This window comes from Mycolicibacter algericus DSM 45454 (assembly GCF_002086455.1).
GTDB classification, from domain to species: Bacteria; Actinomycetota; Actinomycetes; order Mycobacteriales; family Mycobacteriaceae; genus Mycobacterium; species Mycobacterium algericum.
Genome location: NZ_MVHC01000002.1, coordinates 185719 through 210681 on the forward strand (window position 1 = coordinate 185719; position 24963 = coordinate 210681).

13 protein-coding genes are annotated in these 24963 nt (G+C 69.8%); 2 read left to right on the forward strand and 11 right to left on the reverse strand.

The annotated features are described in order from the left end of the window. Positions 1-15 precede the first annotated feature (15 nt). Genes BST10_RS02780 through BST10_RS02810 form a run of 7 tightly spaced genes read right to left on the reverse strand, consistent with a single transcriptional unit; the run spans position 16 to position 17501 of the window. Entirely contained in the window at positions 16-246 is a 231-nt protein-coding gene (locus BST10_RS02780) for an MbtH family protein (protein WP_013828481.1), read from the reverse strand. After that, positions 246-1562 carry an NADPH-dependent L-lysine N(6)-monooxygenase MbtG gene (gene mbtG / locus BST10_RS02785; protein ID WP_083036296.1) on the reverse strand — a complete coding sequence of 439 codons (1317 nt, stop codon included), beginning with the start codon at positions 1560-1562 and terminating at the stop codon, positions 246-248. Before mbtG ends, BST10_RS02780 begins: the two co-directional genes overlap by 1 nt. Next, positions 1559-5971: a non-ribosomal peptide synthetase gene (locus tag BST10_RS02790; RefSeq protein ID WP_083036297.1), complete on the reverse strand. Its 4413-nt coding sequence runs from the start codon at positions 5969-5971 to the stop codon at positions 1559-1561. The genes mbtG and BST10_RS02790 overlap by 4 nt, the downstream gene beginning before the upstream one ends. Continuing rightward, positions 5968-12498, reverse strand: a complete 6531-nt coding sequence (locus tag BST10_RS02795) for a non-ribosomal peptide synthetase (RefSeq protein ID WP_083036298.1) — start codon at positions 12496-12498, stop codon at positions 5968-5970. Before BST10_RS02795 ends, BST10_RS02790 begins: the two co-directional genes overlap by 4 nt. Then, positions 12495-15425, reverse strand: coding sequence for an SDR family NAD(P)-dependent oxidoreductase (locus BST10_RS02800; RefSeq protein ID WP_083036299.1), 2931 nt, complete (start codon positions 15423-15425; stop codon positions 12495-12497). The genes BST10_RS02795 and BST10_RS02800 overlap by 4 nt, the downstream gene beginning before the upstream one ends. Further along, entirely contained in the window at positions 15419-16762 is a 1344-nt protein-coding gene (locus tag BST10_RS02805; protein ID WP_083036300.1) for a beta-ketoacyl [acyl carrier protein] synthase domain-containing protein, read from the reverse strand. The genes BST10_RS02800 and BST10_RS02805 overlap by 7 nt, the downstream gene beginning before the upstream one ends. Beyond that, a complete protein-coding gene (locus BST10_RS02810; RefSeq protein ID WP_013828475.1) occupies positions 16755-17501 on the reverse strand; it encodes a thioesterase II family protein in 747 nt (248 codons plus the stop codon). The genes BST10_RS02805 and BST10_RS02810 overlap by 8 nt, the downstream gene beginning before the upstream one ends. Positions 17502-17666: 165 nt before the next feature. Here BST10_RS02810 and BST10_RS02815 point away from each other — a divergent pair, with 165 nt between their 5' ends. Then, complete coding sequence (locus BST10_RS02815) at positions 17667-18041, forward strand: nuclear transport factor 2 family protein (protein ID WP_232062487.1); 375 nt, start codon at positions 17667-17669, stop codon at positions 18039-18041. Between the two features lie 42 nt (positions 18042-18083). On the opposite strand, the gene BST10_RS02820 is transcribed toward BST10_RS02815, so the two are convergent. From BST10_RS02820 to BST10_RS02830, 3 genes are all read right to left on the reverse strand, one after another. Beyond that, complete coding sequence (locus BST10_RS02820) at positions 18084-18683, reverse strand: DUF3060 domain-containing protein (RefSeq protein WP_163762311.1); 600 nt, start codon at positions 18681-18683, stop codon at positions 18084-18086. Between the two features lie 73 nt (positions 18684-18756). After that, entirely contained in the window at positions 18757-20496 is a 1740-nt protein-coding gene (locus tag BST10_RS02825) for an ABC transporter ATP-binding protein (protein ID WP_013828472.1), read from the reverse strand. Beyond that, positions 20493-23081, reverse strand: coding sequence for an ABC transporter ATP-binding protein/permease (locus BST10_RS02830; RefSeq protein WP_083036302.1), 2589 nt, complete (start codon positions 23079-23081; stop codon positions 20493-20495). Before BST10_RS02830 ends, BST10_RS02825 begins: the two co-directional genes overlap by 4 nt. A 125-nt stretch (positions 23082-23206) precedes the next feature. Between BST10_RS02830 and BST10_RS02835 the strand changes: the two genes are divergently transcribed. Next, complete coding sequence (locus BST10_RS02835) at positions 23207-23836, forward strand: GNAT family N-acetyltransferase (RefSeq protein WP_083036303.1); 630 nt, start codon at positions 23207-23209, stop codon at positions 23834-23836. Here the strand turns inward: BST10_RS02835 and mbtN are convergent. Continuing rightward, positions 23797-24963 carry a mycobactin biosynthesis acyl-ACP dehydrogenase MbtN gene (gene mbtN, locus BST10_RS02840; RefSeq protein ID WP_041319723.1) on the reverse strand — a complete coding sequence of 389 codons (1167 nt, stop codon included), beginning with the start codon at positions 24961-24963 and terminating at the stop codon, positions 23797-23799. The two genes, BST10_RS02835 and mbtN, sit on opposite strands and share 40 nt — an antisense overlap.

Genomic DNA, 24963 nt, shown 5'->3' on the forward strand with positions numbered 1-24963 from the left:
ACGAGCGTGGCCGGGTTACCCCCGTTCGGCCGCCATGGCATCACGAAGGCTCTTCGGCCGCAGGTCAGTCCAACGTTGTTCGACATACTCCAGACAGGCCGCGCGGGCCGCGCCCTGCTCGCCGCCGTAGACCACCCGCCACCCGGCGGGAACGTCGGCGAAACTGGGCCAGAGGCTGTACTGGTCCTCATCGTTGATCAGCACGTAAAAACTACCGTTGTCGTCGTCAAAGGGGTTGGTGCTCATCACTTCTCCTCATCATTTTGTCCGCGAGCAGTCGCGAAAGCCCCCTCGGGCGGCGCCGAAAGGGTGCTTTCGCGACTGCTCGCCGGGATGTGTGTGCCCAGGATCCGGTCGGACAGCAGGCCCAGGCAACTCAGGTTGGGGAAACCCGGCCCCTGGGTCAGTCCGGCAAGGTTGGGCAGGAACAGTTTCGGGGTGACTCCGGCGACGGCCAGATCGTGGCCGACCGCCTCGGCCAACCGGTCTCCGGACAGCGGCCCGCCCAGGCCCAGCTCCAACAGGTCCAGGGTGTCCTGCCCGAACAGCGACACGAACCACAGCGGGTCGGCCCCGGAACCGTCGATCACCAGGTCGAAGCCGTGCACGGTCTCGAAGTTCTCGCCGCCCCGATTGGTGCTCAGCGTCAACCGGATCCGGCCGTCACGAGCCACTGCGTGCGCCACCCGACCACGGAGGTGCCGGATCCGGTCGTCGGCCAGCAGTGCGTCTTGCACCCGTGCCGAGAACACACCTCGGTCGGTGCGGGCCAGCGCATCCCGTCGCTCGGCCAGTGTCAGCGCGGACCAGTCGGTCGGATCGGAGAACAGCGCGTTCTCGAAGAAGCCTTCTCCGCGGGTGAACAGCGTCACCTGCGGGGAGATCACGGTGATCGTCGAGACACGGTGTCGAAACAGCTCGTTGAGCATCGACGCGGCGGTTTCACCACCACCGATGACGGCCACCCGCGCAGCGCTGATCCGGTCGGCCGCGGCCCGGTGCCAGAACTGCGCGATCGAGAGCACCAGTGGGTTACCGGGCAGGATCGACTTCTCGGCCTGGCCCGGACCGGTGATCATCACCGCGTCGGCGGCCACTTCGGTCTCCCGGGTGTGCAACGCCCAGCCGTCGCCGGCCACGGCCAGCCGATCGACCTCGCCGGGGACCACGGTCAGCGCCACGGCATCCGCGACCCAACGAAGGTACTGGCTCCATCGCAGATGGGTGGGCGCCGGCCGGCCGCGGTCCACCCATTCGGCGAACTGGCCGGTGGCGATCAGGTAGGACTGCCAACTGTAACGGGTCATCCGCTCGTCGAGTTCGGCGTTGCGGCCCGCCACCAGCGCCGAGCGGTACGGGAAGCCGACGTCCTTCTCCGGGCTGGTTCCCAGCCGGTGTGCCCCGTCGGTCCAGCCACCGGTCGCCCGCCAGTTGGCGGCCACCTCGGTGCGTTCGACGGCGACGATCTCCGGTGTCGCGACACCCATCTCACGCAACACCGCGGCCTTCGCGGCCACCGCGACCGCCTTGGCGCCCGCTCCTACCACCGCCAGGGTGCTCATGACAGCTCCTCCACCAGGTCGCGCAGGGCCCCGGTGAACAGTTCCTGCAGTTCGATGATCTCGGCGTCGCCGAGGATGTCGGGCAGCGTCCGCCACTGGGTCATCACCACCGGGCCCGCCCCGACGTCGGCCACCGCGGCGAAGATGCCCAGCTCGTGACGCACCGCCTGATCGGGTTCGGGCACCGACGGCAGGCCGGCGATCAGGTCGGGCGCCAGGGCCGGCCCGTCCCCGACCCGGTCGACGCGGCCCAGATAGTTCAACAGCAGTTGCGGACCCGGATGGCCGGAGAGCAGGGCTGCGGTGTCGTCACGCAGATAGGCCAGCAATCCGTAATCGATTCCGCTGCCGGGGATCTCGGCCAGTGCCCGCGCGACCCCAACCGGGTCGGCCTGATGAATCCGCAGCGGGTAGATCGACGTCAGCAGCCCGGCGATGTCGGCGGAGTCGACGCGGCGACCCTGGTACACCAGGTCGTCGGCGCGTCCGTGGGTCTCCAATGCCAGCAGCGGTGCCGGGCTCTGCTGTCCGCGCCGAGTCCGCCAGGCCCGGATCATTCGCGCCGTCGCCGCCACCAGCAGATCATGCATCGGCGCACGCGAAGCCAGCAACGCTGCGGTGACTTCCGGGTCGGCGACCGCCACCGAAACCGTGAGGTCACCGGCGCGGTCGTGGTCCGGACGGACCCTCCGAGAGCCCAGTTGGGGATCGTCACCGGTGATCTGGTCGGCCCAGAAGTCCACGGTGTCCAGGCGTTGCGCCCGCGCGCCCAGCGCCGCCGCCCAGCGCCGGTAGCCACTCCGCTCGGGCAGCGGAGCTGCGCCGGCCAGCGCGGCGTGCAATTCGCCCAGCACCACCTGCCACGACACCGGGTCAAGCGCCAGTACGTGTGCGCACAGCAACAGCACGCCGGTCCCGGTCGGCGGACGCAGCCATGCCGCGCGCAACAGCACCCCGTTCTCGGGGTCCAGAGCCGCCAACAGATTGGCGCCGTGCTCGGTGACCGCAGTGAGATCAGCCGGCCCGTCGGCGCCAACGGCGATTTCGGTGAGGACGTCGGCGGGTTCGACCGGGCACAGCGTCAGCGTGTCCGGGTCGAGGCGTGCGCGCAGCACCGGGTGCGCGGCGACGATCGCAGCCAGCGCCGACCGCAACTGGCCCGCGTCGATGTCGGCCGGCACCCGAACCGCCTCGACCTGCCCGAGCCGGCGCGGACTGCCGTGCTGGTAGAGCCAACGGCCGGCCGGCAGCAGCGGGATCGGCCCGTCATCCGCGGCGGCTTCGGCGTCGGCTTGGCCGGCTTCAGCCGCTTCAGTGGCTTCAGCATCCAGGGCGGCGGCCATGTCCCGGATCGTGGTGCAGGTCAATGCGGTCCGCGGACGCAACGGCAGTCCGGCCCGGCGGGCCGCCCGCACCATCGCCAACGCAACGATGCTGTCCAGGCCCAGGTCGCGTAGATCGGTCTCGACGCCGGGCGCCGGGCTTTCCGGGCCGGCGAAGATCTCGGCCATCAGCTCGACCAATATCCGCTCGGTCTCGGTCGCCGGCTCATCGCCGACACCGCCAACGGGCCCGGCCTGGGCGAGCAGCGCCAGCAGCTCTTCAGCGTCCAGCTTTCCGTTGGGGGTCAAGGGCATCGACTTCACTACGACGATCCTGGCCGGCACCAGGTACGCCGGCAGCCGGGCACCGACCGCTGTCCGCACCCGGGCCGCGTCCAGGCCGGTGCCGGAGACGAAGCCGGCCAGTTGCGTTCCGGTGGCGCCGTCCACGGGCAGCACCGCCGCTGCCGCCACCCCGGTCGCCGCGGCCAGGGCTGCTTCGACTTCGGCGACCTCGACCCGGTAGCCGCGCACCTTGACCTGGTCGTCGGCCCGGCCGAGATAGACCAGGCGACCATCGGCCCGGCGCCGGACCAGATCTCCGGTGCGATACATCCGGCCGCCGGCGCCAAACGGGTCGGCAATGTAGCGGGCCGCGGTCGCGCCGGCCCGGCCCAGATAGCCGCGGGTGACCTGCGCACCGGCCAGGTACAGTTCGCCGGCCACCCCGTCGGGCACCTCCCGCAATGCGGAGTCCAGCACGTGAGCGGTCATGCCCCGCACCGGTTCTCCGATCACCGGCACCTCGGCGTGGGCGACGTCGGCGACGACGGCCTCCACCGTGGTCTCGGTGGGGCCGTAGCAGTTGTGCACCGCGACCGACGATGCCGCCGACACCGACCGCAGCCTCGTCCAGACGTGCGGGGCGATCGCCTCGCCGCCGAGGGCCAGCACGGTGAGGCGGTGCGCGGCGTGCGCGTCGAGCAGACCGGCGTCGAACAGCTGGGTGAACATCGACGGCGACGTGTCGATCATGTCCAGCCGGTGTCGCCGGATACCGTCGATGATCGCCTCGGCATCGCGCATCTCCTCGGCCGAGAACAGGTGCACGGCCTGCCCGCCCAGCAGACCGACCAGCGGCTGCCAGCTCGCGTCGAAACTCAGTGACCAGGCGTGCGCGACGCGCAGTGGCCGTCCCAGGTGGGCCATCGCCGGCGCGTACATGCGCTGCTGATGGTCGGCGAAGTACGACGTCAGCGCCCGGTGGGTGCCGATGACGCCTTTGGGCTCGCCGGTGGAACCGGAGGTGAAGATGACATAGGCGGCGGAGTCCGGGTGGATCCCCGCCGGTGTGGGGCACCGCACCGCAGCATCGGATCGCAACTCGGCCAACAGCTCGGCGGTCAAGGTGAGCTTCGGATCGGCTTGGCGCAGAATCGATTCGATCCGATTCTTCGGCAGATCGACATCGATCGGCACGTAGGCTGCTCCGGACTGCAGCACGGCCAGGATGGCGATGACCGAATCGGCCGAGCGCGGCAGCGCGATCGCAACCCGATCCTCGGGACCGATTCCGCGCCCGGCCAGTGCCTGCGCCAGCCGGCTCGACTCGGCCTCCAGTTGGGCATAGGTCAGGGTCTGGCGCTCACCGGTGAGCGCCGGGCTGTCCGGATGGCCTGCGGCCGCGGCGGCGAACAGTGCGGGCACGGTCGCCGCTGGCGCAGCCACCGGCGAGCTGCGCCGGGACCGTTCGACGGGCAACAGCACGTCCAGGTCGGCGACGCGCGGCCGCGCCGGGTCGACCAGTTGGCGCAGCAGCTGCAGCAGTCGCCGGCCCAGGTCCGGCACCGACAGTTCGCCCAGTGCCGCCGGCACCGCTTCCAGCAGCAGGGTGAGCCTGCCGTCGCGCGGCGGATAGCTGACCACGGTCAGCGGATAGTGGGTCAGGCTCTCCACGGCGACCGGGATGAACTGCACCCCGTCCGGCGTGGTCACCCCGGCTGCCGCCGACCCGATCGGGGCGTTCTCGAACACGAGCAGGGTGTCGAAGACAGCGCTACGTGCAGCCCGTTGCACCGATGCCAGGCTGAGGTAGCCCAAGTCGCGCATCGCCGCGGTATCCCGTTGCAGGGCTTGGCAGACGGTGACCACCTCGGCGCCGGCCGGAGTGGCAGCGACTACGGGAACGGTATTGATGAACAGGCCGACCATGGATTCGACGCCGGTGAGCTGCTGGGGCCGGCCCGACACCACCGCACCGAACGCCACCTCGCGACGGTCGGTGAGTCGGCCGAGCAGCACCGCCCAGGCGAACTGCAGCACGGTATTCAAAGTCAGCCCGTTTCGGCGGGCCCACTCGGTCAGCCGGGCGGTGTCGTCGGGATCCAGGGCCACCTCGTGGGTCTGCGGCATGACGCTGCCCAGCTCGGTTCGCTCGCCGTCAGCCAGGATGGTCGGCGCGGTCAGTGGCGCCAGGTACTCGCGCCACCGCTCGGTGGCGGCGGTGACATCCTGGGCGGCCAGCCAGCCGATGTAGTCGCGGTAGGGACGCGGCGCGGGCAACGGGTCGGTGCCGCCGGCGCGGTAGATCGCCACCAGTTCGTCGAAGAACACCGCCATCGACCAGCCGTCGACCAGCAGGTGGTGCACGGTGAGAATCAGCCGGTGCCGATCGGGCGCCGAGCGGGCCAGCACGAAGCGCAGCAGCGGGCCGCGGGCAAGGTCGAAGTTGGTGGTGCGTTCGCTACGTGCTATCTCGTCGAATTCATTTGGTGCCGCGTCGATTTCGCGCCACGGGAGCGTGACGTCGGCCGGTATGATCTGTACCGGGTGCGGCAGGTCGGCATCCCAGAACGACGCCCGCAGGTTGGCGTGCCGGCCCAGCATGGCCTCGGCACTCCGGCGCAGCAGTTGCGCGTCGACGGCCCCGACGATGTCGATGACGAACTGCACGGTGTAGACGTCAACCCCGTCGTCAACTTCAGCAGCGAGTTTGGCCAGCGAGAACAGCCCCTGCTGCAGCGGGGACAGCGCCAGCACGTCCTCGATCGATGACGCGGTGTTGCGCTGTGTTGCGGCCTCCGTCACGGTGAGTCGCCCCAGCTCGCGGTGAGATCGGCCAGCGCATCACTGCTCAATCCCGAGACACTCATCGGGGCGAACGCCGTGTCGGCGGCGGTATCGGTACCGCCCCCGGCCGCGGCAAGGCGGTCGGCCGCGGCGGCCAGTCCGGCGAATGTCGGGTGCTCGAAGATCATCCGCGGGTCGACGTCGAGTCCGGCGGCGCGCGCGCGGGCGGCCAGTTGCACCGAGAGGATGCTGTCGCCGCCGAGCTCGAAGAATCCGTCACTGCGGCCGATGCGTTCGACGCCGAGCAACTCGGCACAGATGCCCACCAGTGTCTTCTCGGTGGCGGTCACCGGCGGGTCTGCCTCCCCGCGGGTGGCCACCGCCGGCTGCGGCAGGGCCGGCCGGTTCAGCTTCCCCGAGTCGGTCAGTGGCATGGCCTCCAGCACCGTCAGCGACGACGGCACCATGTAGCCGGGCAGCTCCGCAGCCAGCGCGGCGCGCACCGACGCGACGAACGGCGCCGCGTCGGCGACCGGCTCGGCCGGCACCAGGTAGCCGGCCAGCGTGGTGGCACCCCGCTGTTCCCAGGTCCGGGCGGCAGCCGTCGCCACCCCGGGGGCAGCGCGCAACGCGGCCTCGACCTCGGCCAGCTCGACCCGGAAGCCGCGCACCTTGACCTGGTGGTCGGTGCGGCCGACGAACTCGAGTACCCCGTCGGTACTCCAGCGGGCCCGGTCCCCGCTGCGGTAGAGCCGGTCACCGGGGCTGAACGGGTTGGCCACGAATCGGGTGGCGGTCAGCCCGGGCCGCTTCCAGTAGGCCTGCACGATCTGCGGACCTGCGTAGTAGACCTCGCCGACGACACCGGGCGGCACCGGCCGCAGCGCGTCGTCGAGCAGGTAGGCCTGCGAGCCAGGTGTGGGCCGGCCGAGTTTCGGTGTGGGAGGCGTCAACTCGCCGCGCACCGCGGCCCCGGAGGTCTCGGTGGCACCGAAGTTGTTGAGCAGTTGGGTATTCGAGTCGAGCACCGCGGTCAGCCGGGCCAGCAGGTCCGCCGAGACCGGCTCGCCGCTGCAGACCAGCCGGCGCAGACCGCGGACCGCATCGGGTGCCGAATCCACCAGCACCGAGATGAGGCTGGCCACCGCGGTCACCTGGGCGACCCGTTCGGCTGTGATCAGCCGGGCCAGGGCTTCGGGATCGCGGAACTCGTTGTCGTCGGCCAAAATCATCGTCGCCCCGGCGGCCAGCCCGGCCAGCAACTCCATCCCGCCCTCGAGGAACGTCATCGAGGACTGGGCCAGCCGGATGTCCTCACCGGTAACCGGATAGTGGGCGAGCTGCCAGTTCAGCCGTGCGCTCATCGAACGGTGGGTGCCCAGCACGCCCTTGGGCACGCCGGTGGACCCGGAGGTGAACACCAGATACATCGGGTCGTCCGGGTGCGGCACCGGAAGATCCGATCCGGCAGCCTCTTTCGCCAATTCGGCTTGCACGTCAGCGTCGTCCAGGCACAGCAGTGTCGCCCCGTCCGGCATCGCGTCACGGGTCGTCGAGCTGACGACGATCACCTTCGGCGCGGCGGGGTCGGAGAACACGTCGTCGACCATGAACTCCAGGCGCTGCCGCGGATAGCCGGGGTCCAGCGGGAAGTAGCCGGCACCTGCCTTCATGATCCCGACCAGCGCCACGACCAGGTCCAGGTCACGCCGAACCGACAGGCCCACCAGGGTTCCGGGCTGCACGCCCGCCTCGATCAACAGCCCGGCGAGCCGGTCGGATCGGCTGTGCAGGTCCGGATAGGTCAGCTCGGCTCCGGCGCAGCGCACCGCGACACCGTCGAAGCTGCGGCTCGGCGCGAGCACCTCGGCGATCGTCTGCGGATCACCGTCGCCTATCGGCGCACCCTTGCTCCACTGGTTGAGGATGCGGTCGCGTTGTTCGTCGTCGATCAGGCCGATGTCGCGCAGCGTGCGCTCCGGCGCGCCGGCCATCGCCGCCAGCACCCGGCCCAGCCAGTCGGCCAGTCGCTGCACGGTGGATCGTTCGTAGAGGTCGGTGCGGTAGATCAGGTGGCCGTCGTAGCCGGCGCCGTCGCCGGTGGCGTTGGTGGCGAACAGGTTCACCGACAGGTCGGCGTGCGCGATGTCGAACGTCGGCATCACGGTGCGGAAGACCAGGTCGTCGCCACCATCGCCGCTGTCTCCGCCGTTGATGACATGGGTGACCTCGGCGGCGTCGCGTACGTGCACCACCACCTGGAACAGCGGGTTGCGCGACAGCGTCCGGACCGGGTTGAGCGCCTCGACCAGTCGATCGAACGGCAGGTCGGCGTTCGCGTAGGCCCCCAGCGCCACTTCGCGTGCCCGTAACACCACATCGCGCAGTGTCGGGTTGCCGTCCAACCGGTTTCGCAACACCACGATGTTGACGAAGAACCCGACCAGGTTGTCCAGCGCGTTGTCGGTTCGGCCGGCGACCGGCACGCCGAGCGGGATGTCGTCGCCGCTGCCCGCCAGATGCAGCAGCACCGCGACCGCGGCCTGCACCACCATGAACTCGGTGGCGCCGGTGTCGCGGGCCAACGCCGCCAGCCCGGCCCGCACCTGGGGGGAGACGGTGAAGGCAACGGAGTCGCCGGCCCCGTCCGCGGTGGCCGGTCGCGGGAAGTCGGGTCGCGGGCCGGTGTCATCGGCCAGTCCGGCGAGTTGTTCCATCCAGTAGCGGCGCTGCGCGTCGATCAACCCGGATTCGTCGAGCAGCAGCTCCCCCTGCCAGTGCGCGAAGTCGGCATACCGCAAAGCCGGCGGCGGCCACGACGGTGCACTGCCGGCAGCCCGGGATTGGTAGGCGATCAGCAGGTCGGTGAAGAGCACCTCGACCGACCAGTGGTCGGCGGCGATGTGGTGCACCACCAGTGACAGCACCCGCTCATCGCCGGGTAGGTGCAGCAGTGCCGTCCGGATCGGCCAATCCTGCTCCAAGTCGAAGGCGCCAGCGCGCTGTTCGTCGAGCCGGTCACGGGTCCACCGCTCGACCGCTTCCGGATCGCTGTCCGGGCAACGCAGTTCGGCTACCTCGACCGGTACGGGCGGGTTGATGATCTGGTGGGGCACGCCGTCGATCTCACAGAATGTGGTGCGCAGGCTGTCGTGGCGGGCCACCACGTCGTTGATCGCAGCGGTCAGCGCGGCGGTGTCGCAGGGGCCGGTGAGCCGGGCCGACAGCGGGATGTTGTCGTCGGTCGCCCGCGGGTTCAGCCGGTAGGCGAACCAGGTGCGCAGCTGGGACGCCGACACCGGAAGCGGCCCGGTTCGGGGCACCGCGACCAGCGGCGGGCGACCCGCCCCGGTCTGTCCGGCCGGCGCCCGATCGATCGCGGCGGCCAGCCGGGCCACCGTGCTTGCCTCGAAGATGTCGCGGATGCCGATCTCTACGCCGCACCGGGCGCGGATCTCGGCGACCAGCTTGGTGGCCAGCAGCGAGTGACCACCGAGGTCGAAGAACGAGTCGTCGGCGCCGACCTGCTCCCGGTCGAGTAGCTGCGAGAACAGTAGCGCCACCGTGTGTTCGGTGTCGGTCTGCGGCTCTCGATAGGGGGCCGACTCGAAGGGCTGCGGGTCGGGCAGCGCGGCCCGGTCGATCTTGCCGTGGGCGGTGATCGGGATGTCGTCGACCACCACGTAGGCCGCCGGGGCCATGTATTCGGGCAGCGCGGCCGCCACCCGGGCCCGGATCCGGGGGATCTCAACCGTGTCTTCATCCGCGTCACGCTCCGCGGGTGTCAGGTAGGCGACCAGGCTGCGGCCGAGCCCGGGCAGGTCGGAGACGAGCACCACGCACTGACCCACACTGGGGTCGACCGAAATCGCCGAGGCCACCTCGCCGAGCTCGATGCGAAAGCCGCGGACCTTCACCTGGTCGTCGGCGCGGCCGATGAATTCCAGATCGCCGGCAGCGTTGCGACGCGCCAGGTCACCGGTGCGGTACAGCCGTCCTCCCGGTGTCCACGGGTCGGCGACGAAGCGTTCGGCGGTCAGGCCGGGACGGTCGAAGTAGCCGCGTGCGACATGTGTTCCGCCGATGTAGATCTCGCCGATCACCCCGACCGGCACCGGCTGCAGCGCGTCGTCGAGCAGCCACATGGTGGTGTTGATGTTGGGACTGCCGATCGGCACGACCCGGTTGCCCTGCGCGCCCTCCACCTTGTAGCGCGACGAGTTGACCACCGTCTCGGTGGGGCCGTAGAAGTTGTGCAGCATCGCATCGAAGGTGGCATGGAACTTGTCCGCCAACTCGCCCGGCAGCGGTTCGCCGCCGATCGGGATGCGTCGCAGGGTGCGCCACTGTTTGACCCCGGGCAGCGACAGGAACAGCCCCAGCAGTGAGGGTACGAAGTGCATGGCGGTGACGCCCTCGCGCTGCAGTAGATCGGTCAGGTAGCCGATGTCGCGCAGCCCGTCGGGACGCGGAATCACCAGCCGGGCGCCGTTGCCCAGCGTGCCGAACAGTTCACCGATAGACACGTCGAAGCTGGGCGAGGCGACCTGCAGCAGCACGTCGGTGTCGTCGATGGCGTACTCGTCTCCGAACCAGGTCAGGTACTCGGTGATCGGAACGTGGGACACCTCGACGCCCTTGGGCAGGCCGGTCGATCCCGAGGTGTAGATGAGGTAGGCCAGGTTATCCGGCCGTAGCGGGCGCACCCGGTCGGCGTCGGTCGGGTCGGTGTCGGGCCGATCGGCCAACGCCTCGGGCGTGAGGGGCTCGCGCATCACCAGGGCGGCCCGGGCGTCGCCCAGGATGAACTCGATGCGGTCCGCCGGATATTCGGGGTCGACGGGAACGTAGGCCGCGCCGGCCTTGGCGATGCCCAGCGCCGTGACCACCAAGTCGACCGAGCGACCGAAGAGCACCGCAACCTTGTCCTCGGTGCCGATACCGGCGGCGATCAGATGATGCGCGATCCGGTTGGCACGGGCGTTGATCTCAGCGTAGGTGTAGCGACCGTCATCGTCGACGACGGCGATGGCATCCGGGGTCAGCGCCGCCCGGTCGGCGACCAGTGCGCCGAGCGTCGTCGGAGCGGCGCTGAAGTTCGGTCCGCGAGACGCGGCCTCCAGCCAGTGACGGTCGTCGTCTCCGAGCATGTCGAGTTCGCTGACGGCCGCCTGCGGTTGTGCGACGGCGGCGCCCAGCAGTTGCACCAGGTGTCGCAGCAGTTGGTCGACGAGCGCTTCATCGAGCACGTCGTGCAGGTATTCGGCTTCGATCAGCGCGCCGCCGTCGTGGGAGCCACCGGCCTCAACCATGATCCCCAAGGGCAGTTGGGCGATCTTGCCGCGGTAATCGGCTCGGACACACGTAATTCCGTCCGGCTGGAAACCGTCACCGCCGGCGGACCGGAATCCGAAGCTGAGCCGGGTGAGCCGCTCCACGCCCCCGTGCCGGCGGTCCGGGTTGAGCTCGCGGACGACCCGGTCGAGATTGATGCCTTGGTGGGCGAACGCACCCAGTGCGGTGTCGCGGGTGCGGGTCAGCAGGTCACTGAATCGGTCAGATGCGGTGACCCGGGCACGCAGCACCACGGTATTGCCGAAGTAGCCGATGGCCTCCTCGGTGCCGGCCGTTCGGTTGAGAACGGGTGAGGCGATCAGGAAGTCATCGGTGCCGGTGTAGCGGTAGATCAGCGCGGACAGCGCCGCCGCGACCACCATGTAGGGCGTCGCGCCGTTGTCGCGGGCCAGATCGGTGATGCCGTCCATCAATTCGGCCGGCAGCGGCCGGGTGCACAGCCCGGCCCGCAGGGTGTGGGGTATCGCGGAGCCGCGCGGGCCCGGCAGTTCCAGCGGGTCGGGCGGCTCGGCCAGCAGGGTGCGCCAGTAGTCCAGGTCGGCGCCGTGATCGGAGACCGGTGGTGTGCTGACCACAGGCGCGGGCGGGCGGGCGGCGAACGCATCCGGGTCGGTGTAGGCGGCGGTCAGATCGGCGAAGAAAACCGGCCAGCAGGCGTCGTCCCAGGCGATATGGTGGGCGACCAGCAGCAGAATGTGTTCGTCGGGCCCGAGCCGGATCACGGTGAGCCGCAACGGGGCATCGGATTCCAGCCGGAACGGAGTGGCGAACTCGCGCTGGGCCAGCACCTCCAGCCGCAGTGCCCGGGCCTGTCCGGCGAGGTCGGACAAGTCGTGTTCGGTGCAGGTCGGCGTGACCGCTGCCAGCACCGGCCGCGGCTCGCCGTTGTCATCGACGCCATACGTGGTGCGTAGCAACGGGTGACGGTCGGCCACCGCGGCCAGCGCTGTGCGCAACCGGCCGCCATCCAGCCGGCCCGACAGCCGGTAGGAGACCGAGATGTTGGCGACAGTGCCGTCGGGGTCCAGCGCCTGGACGAACCACATCCGGCGCTGCCCGTCGTTCATCGCGGGTTCGGCGGGTTCGGTGGTCGGCGCGGTTCCGGCCAGCCCGCGTTCGGCGAGCCGGCGGCGCAGCAACTCCAGTCGCAACTCGGTCGCGTCGGTTGACTGGTCGACGGTGTCAGTCATGGGTTAAAACAGTCCTTTCGCGTCGCCGCGGCAGCAGCGGTGTCATCACGGAGCGTCGCGGTCAGTTGCGCCGCGGTCATGCCCGCCAGCAGCGGTCCGAGCGCCACCCTTCTCCCGGTTGTCCGGGCCAGCCGCTTGCGCAGGTCCAGGGCGAGCAGTGAATCCATGCCGAGGTCGACCAATGCCCGATGCATGTCGATGTCGTCGGTGCGGTCCAGGCCGAGCACCGCCGCGAGTTCGCCGACCACGACGTCGCCGACCGGGCGATCCCCCGATATGGCGCTCGCGGGTGCCGCGGTGACGTCGAAGGGAGAGGGAACGCCCTGGCTGTCGAAGAACACCCCCAGCCGGTCGAAGTCGGCGGCCAATATCGCCGGGTCGTTCGGCGTGGCGCTGAGCCCCGCGGTGATCGCGGCCTCGGGCGCCATCGGGGTCAGACCGGTCCGGGCGATCCGGTTCTTCTCCTCGCCGCTCACCACGGCCACGCTCTGCCACAATCCCCACCGGATCGAGTTGGCGCTACGGCCCTGCGCCCGCAGCCGGCTCACCAGGGTGTCGGCCATCCGGTTGGCCGCTGCGTAGAGGCCGTGTCCCGAGCCGCCCCACAGCGCCAACACCGACGAGCAGACCAGCACCTGGGCGTCGGGGCGCTGCGGCCAGTGTCGCACCAGATTGTCCAGGCCGATCACTTTGGCGCCGAGGGCGTCCCTAACCGCTGCCTCGGTGATCTGCTCGGCGGCGACCGCTTCCGCCGAAGCGGTGTGCACCACGAGCCCGGCCGGGGCCGGGTGATGCTGGGAGATCAGCGCCGCAAGTGCGGCATCGTCGGTGATGTCGCACCGGATTGCGGTGATGCGCGCCCCGGTACGCATGCGCAGGGCATCCAATCGGTCCGCGGTGGCGTCGGTGTCGCCGCTGCGGCTGAGCAGGCTGATGTCGCGGGCGCCGTGGTCGGCGCAGAACGCCGCGAAAGCCATCCCGATGGCGCCGGTGCCGCCGCTGATCACCACGGTCTCCGGGATCGCGGGCATGGCCGGGGCGGCATCGGATCGCACCAGTCGGCGCACCGAAAGGCGGCCGGCGCGCACCGCGACTTCGGTGTCGGTCAGGCTCAGCGCGGCCACCGCGGCGCCGATGTCGTCGGCGGTCGGATCGACCGGCAGATCCAGGTGCGCGAACGTCTGGTCGGGGTGGGCGAATCCGGTGCTGCGGTGCAGTGCCGCCAGCGCGGCGGCCTGGGGCCGCGGCGGCAGGTCACCGTCGAGTTGCTCGGCGCCGGCGGTGATGAGCCAGACGCGTCGGCAGTGGACTCCGAGCGCCGGCGGCGCCTGGGCCACGGCAGGACCAGTGAACGCGGTTGCCACCGCGGTGATCTCGATATCGTCGGCAGGGGGTGCGACGAGCACCAGCTGTTCGGCATGTGCCGGGTCCACGGGGTCGGCGCCCATCGCCGCGATCAGTTCTGCTGCGAGCTCCGGCGATTGCCCGGTGTAGTCGATGACGGCCATCCCGGCGGGCCGATCCTCCGGGACCTCGATCGATTGCCATTGTTCGCTCATGACCACCGGCAGCCGGTGGCGCGGCGCGGGGGTCTTCCTGCCGGCCCACAGCCGGGTGGTATGCATCGGCGCGTGCGGGAAATGGCGCAGCGGCGCGGTGGACGGCGCGGCGAAATCCCGCCAGCGGTAACCGGGGTCGGTGATGGCCGCGGCGGCGATGTTGGCCGCCAACGCCTCGCCGGCCGGCTGATCACGGTCGGTGCTGGCCAGCACCTGAGCGGTGCCGGCGACATCTCCGAGAGGCACGAGCAGGGTGGGATGCGCCGACATCTCGATGAAATTGGTGACACCGCGCGCCACTGCGGCGGCGGCGGCCAGGTCGAACCGCACCTGCTGGCGGAGATTGTCGAACCAATACTGCCGGAAGGTCTTTCCCGGCGGGATCGGCCCGCCGTACACCGATCCGATGAATTCCACCGGGGCGCCGTGGAATTGCGCATCCGGTAACCGCGCGGTCATGCGGTCGCGCAGCGGCTCCAAGACGCTGGTGTGCGCCGGGTAGCGTACCGCCAGCTCGCGGGCGAACACCCCGCGCCGGTCGGCGCGTTCCAGGATTTGCTGCACCGCAGCCCATTCGCCGGAAACCACGACCGACTCGGGACCGTTGATCACCGACAGCTCCAGCCAGCCCGAGATGCCGGCGATGAGTTCGGCGGCGTCGTCGGCGGCCAGGGCGATCATCGCCATGCCGAAGCGGCCAGCGGCGTTGTCGGCCAGCAGATCGGTCAGTTCCGCACGCGCGATCACCACCGCAGCCGCGGCATCCAGGTCCACCGCTCCGGCGGTGTAGGCGGCGGCGAGTTCCCCCAGGCTGTGTCCGACGGTGATGTCGGGCAGTACGCCGAAATGCCGCCAGGTGGCGGCCAGCGCCGCGGCGTGCGTGAACTGGGCGGCCTGCACCACCACCGGATCCGGGTCGTCGGCGCCGCGCAGATAGGTCAGCGGCGAGGCGTGCCCGGCACGGCGGAAGGCATCCTCGCAGCGGTCCGCCTCGGCGCAATAGGCCGCAATTCCGAACAGGTCGGCGCCCATGCCCGGCCACTGGTTGCCCTGCCCGGGAAACACGAAGGCGATGCGGGCGGCCTCCTGACGGTGCGACCGGGCCACCAGCGGATGCTCGACATCATGGTAGACGGCGTCCAGGCCGCTGATCAGTTCGTCGGTGTCGCGCGCCCGAATCACGGTGCGGTACCGGCGGATCGGGCGGGTGGCCCGCAGCGTTTGCGCGACGGCCCCGACACCGGCGGGCCGGTTGCGCAGGTAGCGTGCCAGCGCGCCGGCTTCGGCTTGTACCAGGTCGCGGGCGTGTGCCGAGATGAGGACGGGGGTGCGGCCGTCGGGCAGCGCGGCCGGGTGACTGTTCAGCACGCTGCCACCGCCTGGCTGTCGCGGGTGTCATCGACAGCGACGATCACATGCGCGTTGGTGCCACTCATCCCGAACGCCGAGACCGATCCGATCCGGCGGCCGTCGCTCGCCGGCCAGGCGGTCAAGGCGTCGGCCAATGTGATGCCCCCGCCCTCCCCGCCGTCCCAGTCGACGCCGTCGTGCCACCCCTCGTCGACGTGCAGCGTCGGTGGTATCGCCCGGTTTTCGGCGGCAAGCAGCACCTTGCTCAGGCCGAGCGCACCGGCCGCGGCCTGCGTGTGCCCGATGTTGGACTTGACCGACCCGAGCCGCGGTCCAGCGCCCGGCTCGGTGACTGCGCCGTACACGTTGATCAGCGACCGCAGTTCGACGGGGTCACCGACCCGGGTGCCGGTGCCGTGCCCCTCGATCATCCCGACCTGGCGTGGGTGCACGTCGGCGTCGGTAAGCGCGTGCCGGAACAGCCGCTGCTGCGCCTGCTCACTGGGGGTGAGCAGCCCGGTGGTGTGGCCGTCCTGGTTGAGCCGGCTGGCCAGGATCTCGCCGTAGATGTGGCGATGTTCGCGCAGGGCGGCCGACTTGCGCTGCAGCACAAATATTCCGGCGCCTTCGGCCCATACCGTTCCCGAGGCGGCAGCACTGTAGGGTCGGCAATGGCCGTCGTCGGAGAGCGCGTGCTGCTTGGAGAACTCGACGAAAAAGCCGGGTGAGCCCATCACGCACACGCCACCGGCGAGCGCCATGTCGGTGTCGCCGGTCCGAATCGCCTGTATCGCCAGGTGCAGCGCCGACAGCGCTGACGAGCAGGAGGTGTCGACGGTGATCGCCGGTCCGGCCAGCCCGAGGGTGTAGGCGACGCGGCCGGAGATCACCGACAGTGCGGTGCCGGGTAGCAGGTGACCGCTGTGCTCGGAGAACTGAGCCATGTCCGGGCCGTAGCCGGTAACGGATGCGCCGAGGTAGACGCCGACGTCGTGGCCGGTGAGTTCGTCCGGGTTGATGCCGGCGTCCTCGCACGCACGCCAGGCCACTCGCAGCGCAACCCGCTGCTGCGGGTCCATCGCAACAGCTTCGCGTGGCGCGATGCCGAAGAAGCCGGGGTCGAATTCGGTGGCGCCGGACAGGAACCCACCGGAGTCGCAGAGCGGTTTGAAACCGTCACGGTGTGATCCGTCGATGAGTTCGTGCACCGCCCAGTCCCGGTCGTCGGGAATGGTGCTCAGCGCTTCGCGCCCGTCAGCCAGCAGTGACCAGTACTGCTCGGCGGTCTCGATACCCCCGGGCGCTTCGACGCCCAGACCGACTATGACGACCGGATCCTCGCACCGGTCAGGCATTGGCGATGATCCGATTCGCGAGAGCGTCAATGTGCTCGTAATGGTAGAAATGCCCGCCGTCGTACAGCGAGAGCGTGCAGGCGCCGGTGGTGTGATCGGCCCAGCGCTTCAGCAGGTCAGTGCCCACCCGGTCATCAGATCGGCCGCCGAGCACGTTGATGTCCGCGCGGATGGTCACCTCCGGCGCGCACCGGTAACGGTTGAACGCCTGGTAGTCCGCGCGCACGGGGGTCAGCAGCAAGGCGAGGAACTCCTGGTCGGCGAGGATTCGAGGGTCAGTGCCGCCGAGTTGCTCCAACTCCGCGCGCAGGTCGGCGTCCCCGGTCGGCACCTTGCGCAGCCCGGCCACCGCGCCCGGTGCCGGCCCCGCCGAGGCCCACAGCCGCTGGACCTCGATACCGCGCTGTTCGGCAAGGCGGGCGAACTCGAATGCGACGATGGAGCCCATGCTGTGGCCGAACAGCCGCAGCGGGCCGAGTTCCTCCCAGGGGCCGGCGTCGAACAGTCCTTGAGCCAGCTCCGGCAGGGTCTCGGCGGCAGGTTCGCGAAACCGGTCGGCGCGCTGCGGATACTGCATGACGTAGGTGTCGACGCCGCCGGCCAACGCCAGCGCCAGCGGGCGGTAATTGACGGCCGCTCCGCCGGCGTGCGGGAAGACCAGCGTTGCCGGGCCGGGGCCGGAGAAGTGGCCGATCCAGGTGGGAAAACGCGCGACGGCCGAGATGTCGTCGCCGGCCATCCGATCTCCTCCGCACACTCGCTGGGTGTTAGTAAAGGCTGCCCTAATTTCCCCGGGTAAGGTTACCCCCATCGCGGGCGGCCGGGGAAATCCGGGCGAGCGCTCCGCCGCACGGAACGCGCGTTCGGCAACAGCGGGGCCACCACGTGGGCCACACTCCTGCCCATGATGGATGTCCGCGCCACGATCGACACCTACCTGCGCGCCTGGATGCAGCAGGACCCAGACCTCATCGTCACGATCTTCACCGACGACGCGACCTACCACGAGCGGGTACTCCAGGAACCGATTCGCACTCGGGCCGGGATCCGCGACTATTGGCGGACCAAGGTCGTGGAAGGCCAAGCCGACATCGACGCCCGGCTGCTCAACCTCTACACCGCCACTGACGGCACCACGGTGATCGCCGAATGGGAAGCCACCTTCGATGACCGCGTCCAAGGGCAGCGCAAGCGGATGCGCGAAGTCGCCATTCTGGAGTTCGCCGGGGAGCAGATCGCCAGCCTGCGCGAATACTGGGCGTCAGACGTCATCGGCTGAGGGCGTCGGGCCGGATCGGATTCCACGGCCGGCCGAGCCGCCTCAACCACGTACGACGACGTTGTCGAACCCGGAGGTGCTCACCTCGGGATCCCCGAAGCGGTAGGTCACCCGGTTGTCGACACCGGATGTGGTGATCGCTGGGGTGAAGTCGACGGTGATGACGTTGCCGATGCCCGAGACGGTCAACCCCGCGCACCGGCCGGTGAGCGTGATCGTATTGCGGACGCCGCTCACCGAGACCTGGTTACCGGCGCATGCCAGGGTCTTGTCTTGCCCGGCGCCGGAGACGGTGATGGTGTCGGCGCGGCCAGGCGTCGGATTGGCCGGCGACGCCGAGGCGGGCGGCACCACCGGGACCGATCGCGATGGTGTCGGCGCCGCAGTGCTGGGCACGGTGGGGAACCCGGGCGTCGTACCGGTCGGGCCGCGGGAGATCAAGAACATCGCTGCGGCGGCGACCGTCACGAAGACCGCCGCCATCGCACGGACCGCGACGCCGATCCCGCGCCCGTTGCCTGCCGTCGGCGATACCTGCTCGGCGCCGGCCGAGGAGACGGTGACTTCGGCGGCTTTGGCGAAGTCCGACAGCGGGCGCTCCAGTTCCCGGATCCGGGCCTCGGGGTCGTCGTCGGCGCTCACCCTAGGAATGATCGCACAGGCGATCAATGGCGATGGCCCGCTGCGCCCGGCTCCGCCGTTCTTGCGGCCATCGCTAGCCGGCGTGGATGCGCCATCCGGAGGCATCGTTCTGTTGCCGCCAGAATTCGTCGAAACGCCCGCCGGCGCACTGCAATTCCTCGATCGTGCCGTCCTCGATGACCCGACCGTCGTCGAGGAACAGCACCCGGTCGGCTTGTGCGATGCTGGCCAGCCGGTGCGCGACGATCACTCGGGTGCGCGGCCGCAGCTCGGCGCTGAGCGCATCGACGACCGCGGCCTCGTTCTCGGTGTCCAGGGCACTGGTCGCTTCGTCGACCAGCAGCACCGGTGCGGGCTTGAGCAGGGCGCGAGCGATGCTGACCCGTTGGCGCTCGCCGCCGGACAGCGCCGCGCCGGCTTCTCCTACCCGCGTGTCGGTGCCGTCTGGCAGTCGGGCCACCAGCTCGTCGACCCGGGCCAGTTCGGTGGCCCGCTGGACAGACTCCTGATCGGCGTCGGGGTCTCCGACCAGGATGTTGTCCCGGATCGTGCCGTCCAGCAGGTAGGGATGCTGGAACACCATGGTGCTCGCCGCTCGGCGTGACAGCGCGTCGAGTTCGGCGGCGTCGGCCCCGTCCAGCAAGACCCGGCCGCCGGTCGGTTCGTGCAGACCGGCGATCAGGGCCAGGATGGTGCTCTTTCCCGACCCGGACGGCCCGACGATAGCGGTCGTGGTGCCCGGCTCCAGTGTGAAACTGACTCGGTCCAGCACCGGCTCGCCGCCCGACTCATAGCCGAAGGTGACGTTGTCGAACTCGATGCGGGGAGCCCCGGCACCACCGGGAAGCTCACGATCGCCGACCTGCAACGCCGGTGCGGTCAGCACGGCCCGGATCCGCTCCAGGCTGGCACGCGTCGATTCCAGTGCCGGTCCCAGCTCGCTGATGGTTGTGAAGGGTTCCAGGTAGCGGGCAGTCACAACGATGAGCGCAATCGCTTCCGGAACGCCCAGGGTGCCGCGCACGGTCAGCGCAGTGGTCGCGCCGGCGAGCAGGATCAATGCCCCCTGGCTGGCCAGGCTAAACAACAGCTGGCCGGGAATCTGCATGAGCAGCAGCCGCATTGCCGCGCCGTGCTGGGCGGTCAGGGCCGCACCGACGGTGCTGCGTTCGGGTTCGACCCGCCGCGCCGCGCGCAGTGCCTGCTGGGTGCGGGCGAACTCGATGATGCGCTCGGTCAGCGCGGTGTTGGCTTCTCCGGCGGCGACGTCGGCGCGGGCACTGAGCCGGTTGGCCGCCCACAGCGCCCCCAGCAGCAGCGGCACGCCGCCCAGGGCGGCCAGACCCAGCTGCCACGAGACGCCGAGCAGCGCCACCGCGATCGCCGGCGGCAGCAGGATGGCGCTGATCAGCGGGGTCAGCAGGTTGACGACCAGGCTGACCAGTTCGGGGCCGGTGGCCGCGATCGCCTGCCGCGCGGTGGCGGTGTTGTCGGCGGTGAACCAGTCCAGCCGGACCGCCGGCAGCCGGTCGGCGACATCGTGCTGGGTGTGATCGAGGACGGCGAACCCGACATCGAATCCGATTCGCGCGCACGCGAAGTCGATCAGCCAGCCGGCAATGGTCACCGCGGTCAGCCAGCCCAGCCAGCTCAGCGCACGGCTCGGGTCATCGGAGAACAGCGCGGCCACCAGTGGGACGAGCAAAACGGTGCCCACCGCCCGCGCCACCACCGACAGCAGCGTCAGTACGGTGTAGCCGACGAGCCGGCCGCGACGGTCTGGCGGAATCAGCCGGATCAGGGTGCGGATCACGGTGTCGCCTCCGCTCCGACGCCGACCGCCCGGCGCCCGGTCTCCCACAGCTGCAGATAGCGTCCCCCCGCTGCGAGCAGTTGGTCGTGGCGGCCTTGTTCGACGACGGCGCCGTGGTCGAGCACCACGATCTGATCCGCGCCGGTGACGGTGTGCAGCCGGTGGGCGATGACCAGCACGGTGCGGTCCTTGGTCAGCTGGTTCAGGGCTTGCTGCACCAGGTATTCCGATTCGGGGTCGGCGAAGGCGGTGGCCTCGTCGAGGATGAGCACGCCGGTGTCGGCGAGGATGGCGCGTGCGATGGTGAGCCGTTGGCGCTCACCGCCGGAGAGTGCCGCGGCGGCGCCGAGCACGGTGTCGTAGCCGTTGGGCAGCCGCAGGATCCGGTCGTGGATCTGGGCTTGGCGCGCAGCATGGTGCACCTGCTGGTCGGTGGCATCGGGCACCGCCAACGCGATGTTGTCGCGGACACTGCCGTGAACCAGCTGAGTCTCCTGCAACACGAACCCGACACGATGATAGAGGTCGTCGGCAGACAGGGACCGAATATCCTGTCCGTCAACGGTTATCGCGCCCTCCTGCACGTCATGGAAGCGGGCCAGCAGAGCGGCCAGCGTGGACTTGCCGGATCCTGACGGGCCGACCAGCGCGGTCACCGTGCCGGGCCGCAGCGTCAGCGACACATCGCGAATCACCGGCACACCCGGGCGGTAGCCGAAGCTGACCGCTTCGAAGCGCACCGTCCCGGCCGGCTGCGGATCCTCCACTGCCGGCGAAGCAGGCTCGGTCACGGCGAGTTCGGCTTCGTCCAGGGCGATCTGCAGGCGCCGGGCTGCCAGCATGCCGCCGCGGATTCCGCCGACGCCCAGGCCGATACCCAACAGCCGGGCACCGAAGGTGGTCCCCAGTAACAGGAACGGCAGCAGGCTCACCGGGTCCATCCGGCCGAGAACGATGAGCGGGGTCCCGGTCAGCATGATCAGCCACAGGAAGGTGGACGGGCGCGTGACCAGATCCATCAGCGTCTTCTTGCCGATAAAGGGCCGCTGCCAGTCCACCAGAAAATTGATGTACTCGTCGAGGCGGCGGCGGAAGCTCGAGGCCGCCGCCCCACCGAACACCCGGATCACCGGCTGCCCCTCCAAGTAGGTGCCGGCTTCGCCGTTCATCCGCTCGGCCCAGCGCTGCGCCTGACTGATCTTGGGACCCGACTGGGTCATCATCACCGACATCAGCACCAGGTAGATCAGCACCGGCACAAACAGCACGAGCGCCACCCGCCAGTCCACCACAAACAGGTAGACCAACACCGCGACCGGTGCCACGACCGCGGCGACGGCATCGGGGATGGCGTGGGTCACCAGATAGTGCAGCGACAGGGTGTCGTCGGCGACCAGTTGCTTGATCGAGCCGGATCCGCGCGCGGTGAACCAGCCCAGCGGCAGCCGAGACAGCTTGCTCAGCAATCGCGTACGCAGCGCGCTGGCAAAGCGGGCGTCGACCACATGCAGCCACAGCGTCAGCCCCGCCCCCAACAGCGTCCCCAGGCCGAGCAGCGAAACCGCGGCGATCGCGAGCGTCCACAGCCGCGACTCGTCGGCGCCGGCGACCAACAGCCTCGCCAGCTCCACCAGCAGCACGAAGGGTGCCAGCTGCAGCAGCGTGATCACCGCCTGCAGCACGCCGGAGACGATCAGCGGCGCCTTCAGCGGGGCGAGCAGCCGACCCGCAGCCTGGGCACGCCACGCCCCCTTGGTGTTGACGCTGCGCTCACCAGGCACCTCACTCGCACTTTTGTCTGGTGGCGGCAGAGTCAACGACGTTTCGGTGGGCCCGCGTTGAGTGCCCATGGCACGCCCGGCGGTCCAGTAGGCCTGCGCGTGGACCTCAGATTTGGGAAACCCGAACTCGTTGCGCAACCGGGTCCGCAGCGCCTTGAGCGTCGCGGCTTCGGGGGTGGCCCAGGCATACCAGTCCGACCAGTCGCGAGCCTCGATGGCTGCGGCCAGCGAACTCGCATCACGGCGGGGCACCCAGTGCACCCGCAGCCGGGGGTGCTCACGCAGCGGAATCAGCAGGTCGTCGTCGTGGTGCTGTTCGAGATAGAGCTCGATCGGTATCTCCGGCGCGACGGTCCCGATGATGCCGTTGATTCCGGGAATCGACGCCGAGTCCCCCATCAGCAGGTAGCCGGCGGGCTGGGCGTCGGCCTCAGGCGCCTCGAAGCGCGAGGAGCCCATCAGCGACACCGCCGCGATGGTGGCTCCGGGTTCCACGGTGCGGGCCCAGCGGCTGGCGGGCCCGGCCGGTTCGTGCAGCACCATGTCGATCGCGAAACGCCCGGTAGCGGCGTCGCCCTCGGCGATGGTGTAGGCGCGCTGGAATTCGGTGTCCGAGCCGTCCGGGTCGGGGAACCAGAACCGCAGCCAGGCCGCGGGTTCGACACTCGCCTCGGTGAACAGGGTCGGTGAGTGCATCCAGATGCGGATGAAGTGCGGGGTGATCCGGCTGGTCTCGAGCACCGTCACGACGTGGTCCCGGGCGCCGAAGCCCCTAAGTATCGCGCCCTGCAAACCGCGCGCCATCAAGGTCCTTTCGCCGACGGTTACCCGCCCCGCGGGGGTGGGGCCTGGCGCTGCCGCCCAACCCGACCGAGGTTACCCTATCCTCACTTTGACAGACAGGGCCTCCGGTAGGCTAACGGTTCGTTATGACTGATGCCGCCGCCATCCTGCACCGCGAGCTGACCGACATATCCGACGAGGTTCGCCGCGTTCCTGCGCCCCCGATCCCAGTGCTGGCCGAGCCGTATGCGATCCGGGTGGCCGATCCGGATGCCGATGCGGAGCTGATGTCGGAGTGGATGAACCGGCCGCACCTGGCGGAAACCTGGGAGTCCGCCTGGCCGCCGGAACGCTGGCATCGGTACCTGAGCGCCCAGGTGGCCGGCAGTTTCACTCGGCCGCTCATCGTCAGCCGACACGGACGAGACTATGGCTATATCGAGTTGTACCGGGCCGCAAAAGATTCCATCGCCAAGTACTATGCCGCCGACCCGCACGATCTGGGCATGCACGGAGCCGTCGCCGATGCCGCGGTGGCCAATCGGGGCTTCGCGGCCATCCTGCTGCCGCGCGTCATGACAAGCGCGTTCGACCTCGAACCGCAGTGCCGGCGGATGATGTTCGAGCCCGAGTACCGCAATACGGCGATGCGTCGGCTGGCCGAGTATGTGGGCGGCACCTTCCTCGGCGAATACGACATGGGTTATCGCAAGATGGCGCTGTATGCGGTGCTGCGCTACCCCGACGACGACCCGCTGTCGAACAGCTCGTCGTAACCGTCATAGTCGGGTCGCATCCCGGCGGCCACCAACTCCCAGAGCACCTCGTCGGTACCGCCGCCGACGCGGGCCAGCTTCATGTCCCGCCACCAGCGCCCGATCGGGGTCTCGTCGACCAGGTAGCCCGAACCGCCGAAGATGTGCATACATTCGGAGAACACCTCTTCACCGAGCCGGGCGGCGGTGACCTTCATGGCCGCGGCGGTACGCAGATCGAGCCGCCCGTCGGCGGCGATGCCGTTGAGTGCGTGGCGGAGCAGATCGACACGGGCTTGCAGGTCAGCCACGCGCATCCGCAGCGCCTGGTGCTCGAACAGGGTGGCACCGAACTGTCGGCGGCGCATCATCCGGGCGTGCGTGAGCCCCAGCACCAGCTGACACGACGCGGCGACCTGCCCGGCGATCGACATGCGTTCATGGGCCAGCCCCCAGGAGATCGCGGCCAGGCCGGTACCCGGGCGGGCGATCAGGGCATCAGCGGGCACCCAGGTGTCGATATCGACCGCGGCGGTGTCCAGCGGTCCGGCCCCCACCTTGCGGTAGGGCTCGTTGACGTGCACCTGGGAAGTCGGGACCGCGATCACCAGGACGTTGCCGTGTCGGCTGTGCTCATCGTGGTCCATGCCGCGCGCCACCACCACGATGTGATCTGCGATCGGCGACAGCGACACGAACTTCTTGCGGCCGCGGACGTCGAACCCGTCTCGCGCGGAACGGACTTCGGTCTCGACGATCTGGAGGTCGGAGCCTCCGGACTCCTCAGAGGCTGCGATGCACAGCACCGCCTCGCCACGAATGGCCTGCTCGCAGATGTCCTTCAGGTATTCCGATCGCCCGAATCGGCGCAGGATCGCGATCGCGGAGTCATGCAGGCTCACCCCGACACCGATCCCGGCCGACCGCAGCTGTCCCAGTTTGAACGCCAGCGCCACCAGCTTGGCGACGTCGGGGTGCTGGCCGTTGCTCCATTTGCCGGCGAACACACCGCTGCGGCCCAGGTGTTCGATCAGGTCGCGCGGAAAACGCTCGGTGGCTTCGGCTTCGGCGGTCCAGTCGGCCACCTGCTGGCCGAACACCTCGTCCAGCAAGGCGCGATACGTGGCGATGTCGGGCCCGGCGGTCAC